At 63.8% G+C, this 7,985-nt stretch carries 9 protein-coding genes and 1 pseudogene; 7 read left to right on the top strand and 3 right to left on the bottom strand.

The features are described 5' to 3' along the window. From AC16XC_RS08075 to AC16XC_RS08055, 5 genes and pseudogenes are all read left to right on the top strand, one after another. Positions 1 to 221, top strand: a pseudogene (locus AC16XC_RS08075) (flavodoxin-dependent (E)-4-hydroxy-3-methylbut-2-enyl-diphosphate synthase); the annotation flags it as partial. A 49-nt stretch (positions 222 to 270) separates the two neighbouring features. Further along, positions 271 to 516 (top strand): hypothetical protein, encoded by a 246-nt coding sequence (locus AC16XC_RS08070; protein ID WP_484034137.1) that lies wholly within the window; start codon positions 271 to 273, stop codon positions 514 to 516. Beyond that, on the top strand, positions 516 to 1,001 hold the full coding sequence (locus tag AC16XC_RS08065) for an N-acetyltransferase family protein (protein ID WP_484034136.1): 486 nt from the start codon (positions 516 to 518) through the stop codon (positions 999 to 1,001). The genes AC16XC_RS08070 and AC16XC_RS08065 overlap by 1 nt, the downstream gene beginning before the upstream one ends. Positions 1,002 to 1,058: 57 nt before the next feature. Beyond that, positions 1,059 to 1,589, top strand: coding sequence for a retropepsin-like aspartic protease family protein (locus tag AC16XC_RS08060; protein WP_484034135.1), 531 nt, complete (start codon positions 1,059 to 1,061; stop codon positions 1,587 to 1,589). A gap of 58 nt (positions 1,590 to 1,647) precedes the next feature. Beyond that, positions 1,648 to 2,265 carry a murein L,D-transpeptidase catalytic domain-containing protein gene (locus tag AC16XC_RS08055; protein WP_484034134.1) on the top strand — a complete coding sequence of 206 codons (618 nt, stop codon included), beginning with the start codon at positions 1,648 to 1,650 and terminating at the stop codon, positions 2,263 to 2,265. Between the two features lie 69 nt (positions 2,266 to 2,334). On the opposite strand, the gene AC16XC_RS08050 is transcribed toward AC16XC_RS08055, so the two are convergent. Then, the gene (locus AC16XC_RS08050; protein ID WP_484034133.1) at positions 2,335 to 3,726 is read right to left on the bottom strand and encodes a L,D-transpeptidase family protein; all 1,392 of its coding nucleotides are present in this window, start codon (positions 3,724 to 3,726) and stop codon (positions 2,335 to 2,337) included. 128 nt (positions 3,727 to 3,854) lie between these two features. On the opposite strand from AC16XC_RS08050, the gene AC16XC_RS08045 reads away from it, so the two are divergent. Further along, the gene (locus tag AC16XC_RS08045) at positions 3,855 to 4,739 is read left to right on the top strand and encodes a DMT family transporter (protein ID WP_484034132.1); all 885 of its coding nucleotides are present in this window, start codon (positions 3,855 to 3,857) and stop codon (positions 4,737 to 4,739) included. Here the strand turns inward: AC16XC_RS08045 and AC16XC_RS08040 are convergent. Then, entirely contained in the window at positions 4,736 to 4,915 is a 180-nt protein-coding gene (locus tag AC16XC_RS08040; RefSeq protein WP_484034131.1) for a hypothetical protein, read from the bottom strand. The genes AC16XC_RS08045 and AC16XC_RS08040 overlap by 4 nt on opposite strands. Positions 4,916 to 5,064: 149 nt before the next feature. Here AC16XC_RS08040 and acnA point away from each other — a divergent pair, with 149 nt between their 5' ends. Next, positions 5,065 to 7,737 (top strand): aconitate hydratase AcnA, encoded by a 2,673-nt coding sequence (gene acnA, locus AC16XC_RS08035; RefSeq protein WP_484034130.1) that lies wholly within the window; start codon positions 5,065 to 5,067, stop codon positions 7,735 to 7,737. 54 nt (positions 7,738 to 7,791) lie between these two features. On the opposite strand, the gene AC16XC_RS08030 is transcribed toward acnA, so the two are convergent. Further along, positions 7,792 to 7,985: outer membrane protein (locus tag AC16XC_RS08030; protein ID WP_484034129.1), on the bottom strand; the 194-nt coding region annotated here is incomplete at its 5' end.

The following is a 7,985-nucleotide window of genomic DNA, read 5'->3' as shown; positions in this document are numbered from 1 at the left end:
TTTCGGTGCTGGGCTGCGTGGTCAATGGCCCGGGCGAGGCGCGCGAAACCGATATCGGCATCACCGGCGGCGGCGCGGGCAAGCACATGGTCTATCTCTCGGGCGTGACTGACCACCACGTGCGGGATGCCGACATGCTCGACCATATCGTCGAACTGGTCGAGGCCAAAGCCGCCGCGATCGAGGCGGCGAACGAAGCCATCGTCGAGGCTGCGGAGTGAGGCCAATGCTCTTTTCAGAGGTTCCCGATCCGGCGACCGGGGACGCCGAATGACCGACAAGGACGTCCCCGCCAAGGAAATGAAGCGCGGAGCCGCACATGGCGTCCACCTTCCGACGGCCGCGGTCGGAGCGGCCTCGGCCGGAGCAATCGGCTATGGCGCAATCGCGCTGGGAGCAGCGGCAATAGGCGCGTTCGCGATTGGCGGGCTTGTGATCGGCGGGCTGGCGCTCAGGCGGAAGCGAAGGCGCGATCGCGCCGAACCGGGCGAAGGACCCGATGCCGAGGCGCAATAATGGCAATCAATATCCGCGCCGCACGTCCCTCCGACCTCCCGCTCATTGCTTCCCTGATCCGAGAACTCGCCGAATATGAGAGGCTTGCCGACCAGGTCCGCTTCGATGAGGCGGAACTCGGTCGCAACCTGTTCGGCGACCGGCCGGCCGCCGAAGTGCTGATCGGCGAGCTTGATGGCGAACCGCAGGGCTTCGCGCTGCACTTCCAGAATTTCTCGACCTTCGAGGGCAAGCCCGGGCTCTATCTCGAAGACCTCTTCGTCCGGCCCGCGGCGCGCGGCAAGGGGCTCGGCAAGGGGTTGATCTTGGCAGTCGCTGCCATTGCGGTGCAACGGGACTGTGCCCGCTTCGAATGGGCCGTGCTCGACTGGAACGAGCCCGCGATCGCGTTTTACGAATCGCTCGGCGCGCGCATGATGGACGATTGGCGGATCATGCGCCTTGATGGCGAGGGATTGCGCAGAACTGCGAGGTCGGGTGCCTGAACCTCCGCGCTTTGGGGGCTTTACCCCGGCTTAAGGCGAATTTCGTAGGCTCTGGCCATGAAACCGGCACATCTCTTCTGGATGGTTGCGGCAGCGGGCGTGTTCGGCCTGTTCGTGCCGGGCGACAGGCAAGCTGGCGATGCGCATACAGAATCCACCGAAGCCCAGGCTGGCGGAGGCAAGAGCGGCAACGCAGCGAACCTCGCCTGGTATGGCGGCGAAACCGTGCTCGAACGCGTCAGCGACGGCCATTTCTATGCCGAGGCCCATGTCGACGGGCTGCCGGTCCTGTTCCTGGTCGACACCGGGGCCAGCGTCGTCGCGCTGACCGCGGAGGACGCCATCGATGCCGGCCTGCATTGGGAAGATGCAGACCTGCAGATGATCGGCCATGGTGCGAACGGCCCGGTTCAAGGGGTGCGCACAACCATCAAGGAAATGGAATTGGGCGGCTTCCGCTCGCGGAATGTGGAAGCGGTGATCGTCCCGCAAGGCCTGCAGATTTCGCTGCTCGGCCAGTCATTCCTCTCGCAGATCGAAAATGTCGAGATTTCCGACGACCGGATGGTGTTGAGCGGCGGCTACTAGGCTGGAAATTTCGCGTTCACTTTTCAGCGAGGGTCTTGCTGGTATATAATCTCGCACGATGCAGACGAGCCGCAGGACAATCCTGACATCGGGGCTTGTCGCCTTGGCGGCAAGCGCGCTTCCCGTGCGCGCCTTTGCCCAGGTGGCTTCGGCATCCCCTCGCGATCGCGCGATTCTCGAAATCGCCCGGCGCGAGATCGCCCGGGCGGGCGATGTAATCTGGCGCAGGGATATCGCCGGGATCGCCGATTTCAGCGCGCATTCGGCTTCAAATCGCTTCCATTTCGCCAATCTCGAAAACGGGACGGTGCGCAGCTTCCTTGTCGCTCATGGCACCGGTTCCGATCCCGAACATACCGGTTACCTCCAGGATTTCTCGAACGAGATCGGATCTAACGCGACCAGCCGCGGCGCCTACATCACCTGGGAATGGTATGAGGGAAGATACGGCACTTCGATCCGCTTGGGGAGCCTCGACGAGGACAATTCGAACACGTTCGAACGCGCGATCGTGATGCATGCCGCCGAATACGCCACCCCCGCCCATGTCGAAAGATGGGGCCGCCTGGGCCGTTCGAATGGCTGTTTCGTGATGGGACCGGAGGACTTCAGGGAAGCGCTGTGGCACCTTTCGGGTGGCCGCCTGCTCTTCGCGGACAGGCTGGAGCTGGGCTAGGAACGCCGACCCGCGCGAAGGGAGGTCCCGCAGGCAGGACCGGCACCGGGTCCCCGCCGGCGCGGGGATTTACGAATCCTGTAAATCGTCGACGATCTCGACTATTTCCTCGCTGGTTTCCCGTGCGCGGTTGGCCATCCGCGGTGCGGACAGGCTCGCCAGCACCGGCGCATCGCGATCGTAAATGTCTTCGAAGGTCTTGAGCTTGCCTTCGATGTCCCGGCCCATGGTGAAATAGGTGATATAGACCGGGAAAGTCTTTTCGAGCGGCACCCTGGTATATTTGCCGGATGTCGAGATCGCGACCGCCTCGTCCTTGTCGGTGCCTCCCAGGATCGCCATCGTCAGCCCCAGTTCGAGCGCGCGTTCGGTGCGGATACAGCCATGGCTCAAGGCCCGCTCGTCGCGCTGGAACAATTGGCGCGAAGGCGTGTCGTGCAGGAAGATCGCATGCGGATTGGGCATGTCGAGCTTCATCAGCCCAAGCGAATTGGCCGGCCCGGGCTGCTGGACCACGCTGACATAGCCGTTCTCGCCCCTCGTCGCGGTGTAGCCCTGCGCTCTGGCCCAGGCGGGATTGTTCAGCACTCTCGCCCCCAGGCCCTCGCCCTTCACGATCGACTGGGGCACGGTCCAGGTCGGGTTGAAGATCACGCCCTCGACGATCTCCGCGAGCTGGGGAGTGGCGGACTTGCCGGGTTTGCCGACGATCGTCCGGTAGGTCCGGATGATCTGGTCCTTCACCGTCAGCCGGAGCTGGAATTCGGGGACGTTGGTGATGAGATATTGCTGGCCGAGATCGCGCGACAGCCAGCGCCAGCGATCCATATTCGCGCGGATCAGCGCGATGCGTTCCTTGTCCTCGGGAGGCGTCCCGGCAAGGGCTTCCCGCAAGGCCGCATAATCGGGATGAGAGGGTTCCAGCAATGCGACCACACCCGCGACATCGTGGTTTTCGAGTGCGTCGGCCATCAGCCTGGCGGTCGGAAAGCGATCGCGGTCAGGATCGACCACGAACCATTGCTTGCGCGAATCCATCGGCGTGCGGCCGTCGCGCAGGTCCTCCACCAGCCAGCGGAACGCGCGGCTGGCGATCTCGTTAAGCTCGTCCCCCGGGCCCCCCTCGATCGCCTGTAGCAGCTGGTCGATCTGGTAATCGGCGGGATCGAGGCCTTCGGCACCAATCCCGGCAAGCGTCAGGTAAAGCGCCCGCGCATCGATCACGTTCCATTGCTGGACTTCCGGCAACGGCTGGCCGTTTTCGTCGACCTGGCCGGGAAGCGGCTGGACAACCGGCTGCGCGATGGTTTCAGCCTTGAGATCGCCAAACGCTTCATCGAACCGGGCACCCGTGCCTTCGACCTGGACCTGATCGACATCGACCGGCTGGGCAGGCAGCGCCGCAGGCAGGCAGACCGCCAGCATCCCGATCAGGGTTTGGGTGCGCAGCCTTGCGAACATTCTCAATTCACCTCGCCAATTCTGCTATTTTGCCCCTGCAGCAGCCCAGCATCAAGCAAAAGCGCTGTCTGCAGGCTGAACCATCTATTCGGCGTGACCTTCCCCCTGCACGGGATTATGCGCCGGCAATGCCGCAGGAATCGATCCGTATTCCGTTCCTCGCCACCCTGTTGGCGATCGCGCTGTTCTCCCTGATGGACGCGACGATGAAATATGCCTCGATCGCGGTCGGAGCCTATAGTGCGACTTTCCTGCGCTCGCTGCTCGGCTTCTTGCTGGCCCTGCCCCTGTGGCTCCAGAATGGTGCTCGCTGGCCCTCCAAGCCTACCCTTATCGTGCATGTGAAGCGTGGCATCGTCGGCTCGTTCACGGCGCTCACTTTCTTTTACGGACTGGTGAGGCTGCCGATCGCGGAAGCGATCGCGATCTCCTTCATTGCGCCCCTCGTTGCCTTGATGCTGGCAGCCGCCCTGCTCAAGGAACGGATCGGGAGGCAGGCCCGGGCCGCCGCGGTGCTGGGCTTGCTCGGCGTCCTTGTCATCGCGTTTGGCCGGACCGGGGCGGAGGTTTCACATCCCGAAGCCGCCTGGGGTGTTGCCGCGGTGCTGCTGTCCGCCGTGCTCTATGCCTGGAACCTCATCCTGCAGCGCCAGCAGGCCCTGCTGGCGCGGCCGCGCGAGGTGGCCGTGTTCCAGACCGCGATCGCGACCCTGGTCCTGGGGCTGGCAAGTCCGTGGCTGCTGGTGCTTCCGGACAGCGCCGGCTGGATCAGCATCGCGGCCAGCGCCGTCCTCGCCCTCGGCGCCGTGATCGTCATGAGCTGGGCCTATGCCAGGGCGGAAACGCAGGCGCTGGTCCCGCTCGAATACACGGCCTTTCTGTGGGCGATCCTGATCGGCTGGCTGGCCTTTGGCGAAGCCCTGACCCTGCCAACCCTGCTGGGCGCCGGCCTGATCATCGTCGGCTGCTGGATCGCCGCGCCGCGCAAGCATATCGAGCAGACAGCGCTTTAATCCTGCTGCGTTGGAGCGGCCTTTTGCTCCTCTTCGCCGATCGAAAAATCGATCACGAAACCCAGGGCCGCCCCGAAAAAGGCGGCGGCGACCAGCGCCACGGCCATCATCCAGATGTTGAGCGGATCGTTTCCGCGATTGGGTGGACCGGCAAGGCTCATGCGGCCTTTTGCCATCTCCGGCGTACCCCGATCAACGGCAATCGGCGCCAGTCCTGCCCCCTTGACCTCACCCGCCAAAACGCGCAGTTGCGCGGGCATATCCGGCTTCTTCGCAATCGCAGCGCAAACGGGGGCCCACTCAAGGAAAAGGACCGCTCAATCCTATGACCCAGGTCGGCAAGGACACGCTTGGAACTCGCAGCACACTCGAATTAGGCGGCAAGCAATACGCCTATTACTCGCTCGACAAGGCCGCCGGAACGATCGGCGACATTGCAAGGCTGCCCTTCTCGATGAAAGTCCTGCTCGAAAACCTGCTGCGCTTCGAAGATGGCGGCTTCACCGTTTCGACCAAGGACATCCGGGCGATAGCCGACTGGCAGCAGAACCCGGTTACCGGCAGCGAAATCCAGTACCGCCCTGCCCGCGTGCTGATGCAGGATTTTACCGGCGTGCCCTGCGTGGTCGACCTTGCCGCGATGCGCGACGCGATCGCCAGGCTCGGCGGCGACACTTCGAAGATCAATCCGCTGGTTCCGGTCCATCTGGTGATCGACCATTCGGTGATGGTCGACGAATTTGGCCATCCCAAGGCATTCGAGCGCAACATGGAACTCGAATATGCGCGCAATGCCGAGCGCTACGACTTCCTCAAATGGGGCGCCAAGAGCCTCGACAATTTCAAGGCTGTGCCGCCCGGAACCGGGATCTGCCACCAGGTCAATCTCGAGCATATCGGCAAGTGCGTGTGGTCGAGCATGGACCAGGACGGGGCGCTGGTCGCCTATCCCGATACCTGCGTCGGGACCGACAGCCACACCACCATGATCAACGGGCTCGGCGTGCTCGGCTGGGGCGTCGGCGGGATCGAGGCCGAGGCGGCGATGCTGGGCCAGCCGATCTCGATGCTGCTTCCCGAAGTGGTGGGCTTCAACCTCACCGGCAGGCTGGCCGAAGGCGTCACCGCGACCGACCTCGTGCTGACCTGCGTACAGATGCTCCGCCAGGTCGGGGTTGTGGGCAGCTTCGTCGAGTTTTTCGGCCCCGGCGTTTCCTCGCTCAGCCTCGCGGACCGCGCGACTATCGCCAATATGGCGCCCGAATATGGCGCGACCTGCGGCTTTTTCGGGGTCGACGGGAAGACGCTCGACTATCTCCGCCTGACCGGCCGCAGCGAAGACGATATCGCGCTGGTCGAAGCCTATTCCAGGGCGCAGGGCATGTGGTTCGAGCCCGACAATGTCCCGGTCTTTACCAAGACACTTGAGCTAGACATGGGCAGCGTGGTGCCTTCGCTCGCCGGGCCCAAGCGCCCGCAGGACAAGGTCGAACTCGGCCATGTCGACGAGCTGTTCAATGGCGACTTGAAGTCGGTTTACGGCAAGGATGCTCCCGCCCGGGTCCCGGTCGAAGGCAAGGACTACGATATCGGCGACGGCGATGTCGTGATTGCGGCCATCACCAGCTGCACCAACACGTCCAATCCAGACGTCCTGATCGCCGCCGGCCTCGTCGCCAAGAAGGCGAACGAGCGCGGGATGAAGCCCAAACCCTGGGTCAAGACCAGCCTCGCGCCCGGTTCGCAGGTGGTTACCGACTATCTCAAGAAAGCCGGCCTGCAGGATCACCTCGACGCGATCGGCTTCGACCTCGTCGGTTATGGCTGCACCACCTGCATCGGCAATTCCGGCCCGCTCGCCCCGCCGCTCTCCAAGGCGATCAACGGCAACGACATCGTGGCCGCCTCGGTGCTTTCCGGAAACCGCAATTTCGAAGGCCGGGTAAGCCCCGACGTGCGGGCCAATTTCCTCGCTTCGCCACCGCTGGTGGTCGCCTATGCGCTCAAGGGCACGGTGGTCGAGGATTTCATCAGCACCCCGATCGGGCAGGACCGCGACGGCAACGACGTGTTCCTCAAGGATCTCTGGCCGAGCAACGAGGAGATCTCTGCAATCCGCATGGGCAACATCGACCGGGCGATGTTCGAAAGCCGCTATGCCGACGTCTACAAGGGCGACGAGCACTGGCGGGCGATCACAGTCGAAGCCAGCAACACCTATCCGTGGCGGCCCGGCTCGACCTATATCGCCAATCCGCCCTATTTCGACGGGATGGAGATGACCCCGGCCCCGATCGACGATATCGTCGAGGCCAGGCCGCTGGCGATCCTCGGCGACAGCGTGACGACCGATCACATCTCGCCCGCCGGTTCGATCAAGGAAGACAGCCCGGCCGGGCAGTATCTCCTGTCGAACCAGGTCGCGAAGGCCGATTTCAATTCCTACGGCTCGCGCCGCGGCAACCACGAAGTGATGATGCGCGGCACCTTCGCCAATATCCGCATCCGGAACGAGATGGTCGAAGGTGTCGAGGGCGGCATCACCACCTATCACGGCGAGCGGATGCCGATCTACGACGCGGCGATGAAGCACAAGCAAGACGGCACCCCGCTGGTGGTCATCGCCGGCAAGGAATACGGCACCGGCTCCTCGCGCGACTGGGCGGCCAAGGGCACCAACCTCCTCGGCGTGCGCGCGGTGATCGTCGAAAGTTTCGAGCGGATCCACCGCTCGAACCTGGTCGGCATGGGCGTCCTCCCGCTGCAGTTCGAGGACGGAACCACCCGCCGCACACTCGAACTGACCGGCGATTGCAGCTTCACCATCGAAGGGCTGGCCAGCCTCGAACCGGGCCAGAAGGTCGAGGTGAAAGTCACCCGCGCCGACGGCACCCGGTTCCATTTCAATGCCCGCTGCCGGATCGATACCGCCAACGAGATGGAATATTATTTGAACGGCGGCATCCTGCAGTATGTGCTGCGGAAGCTCGCCGCCTAGCGAACCTGCCAGGACCCCGCGCATTGGCGGGGCCCTGGTTTGGATCGTCCGGGGTCAGAAGCTCAGGATCGCCCCGGCGGTGATTTCGTGGGACGAATAGTCGACCGTATTGTCGGTCAAATCGATCCCGCCCAGGTCGATATGCTTGTAATCGAGCCTGAGGCCGAGCGAGTCCGAAAGCAGTGTCTCGAACCCGCCGCCCAGCACCAGGCCCTCGCCGGTGTCGGCGGGCAGGCCGTCGCGGAAGC

The sequence above is a fragment of the Candidatus Andeanibacterium sp. genome (assembly GCF_057143545.1).
Note: the sequence above shows the minus strand (reverse complement) of the source record. Positions and strands in the feature narration are given on the sequence as shown.

Bases quoted from the DNA above. Each gene is read 5' to 3' on its own strand.
- AC16XC_RS08070 (WP_484034137.1), top strand. From the start codon at position 271: ATGACCGACAAGGACGTCCCCGCCAAGGAAATGAAGCGCGGAGCCGCA.
- AC16XC_RS08065 (WP_484034136.1), top strand. From the start codon at position 516: ATGGCAATCAATATCCGCGCCGCACGTCCCTCCGACCTCCCGCTCATT.
- AC16XC_RS08060 (WP_484034135.1), top strand. From the start codon at position 1,059: ATGAAACCGGCACATCTCTTCTGGATGGTTGCGGCAGCGGGCGTGTTC.
- AC16XC_RS08055 (WP_484034134.1), top strand. From the start codon at position 1,648: ATGCAGACGAGCCGCAGGACAATCCTGACATCGGGGCTTGTCGCCTTG.
- AC16XC_RS08050 (WP_484034133.1), bottom strand. From the start codon at position 3,726: ATGTTCGCAAGGCTGCGCACCCAAACCCTGATCGGGATGCTGGCGGTC.
- AC16XC_RS08045 (WP_484034132.1), top strand. From the start codon at position 3,855: ATGCCGCAGGAATCGATCCGTATTCCGTTCCTCGCCACCCTGTTGGCG.
- AC16XC_RS08040 (WP_484034131.1), bottom strand. From the start codon at position 4,915: ATGGCAAAAGGCCGCATGAGCCTTGCCGGTCCACCCAATCGCGGAAAC.
- acnA (WP_484034130.1), top strand. From the start codon at position 5,065: ATGACCCAGGTCGGCAAGGACACGCTTGGAACTCGCAGCACACTCGAA.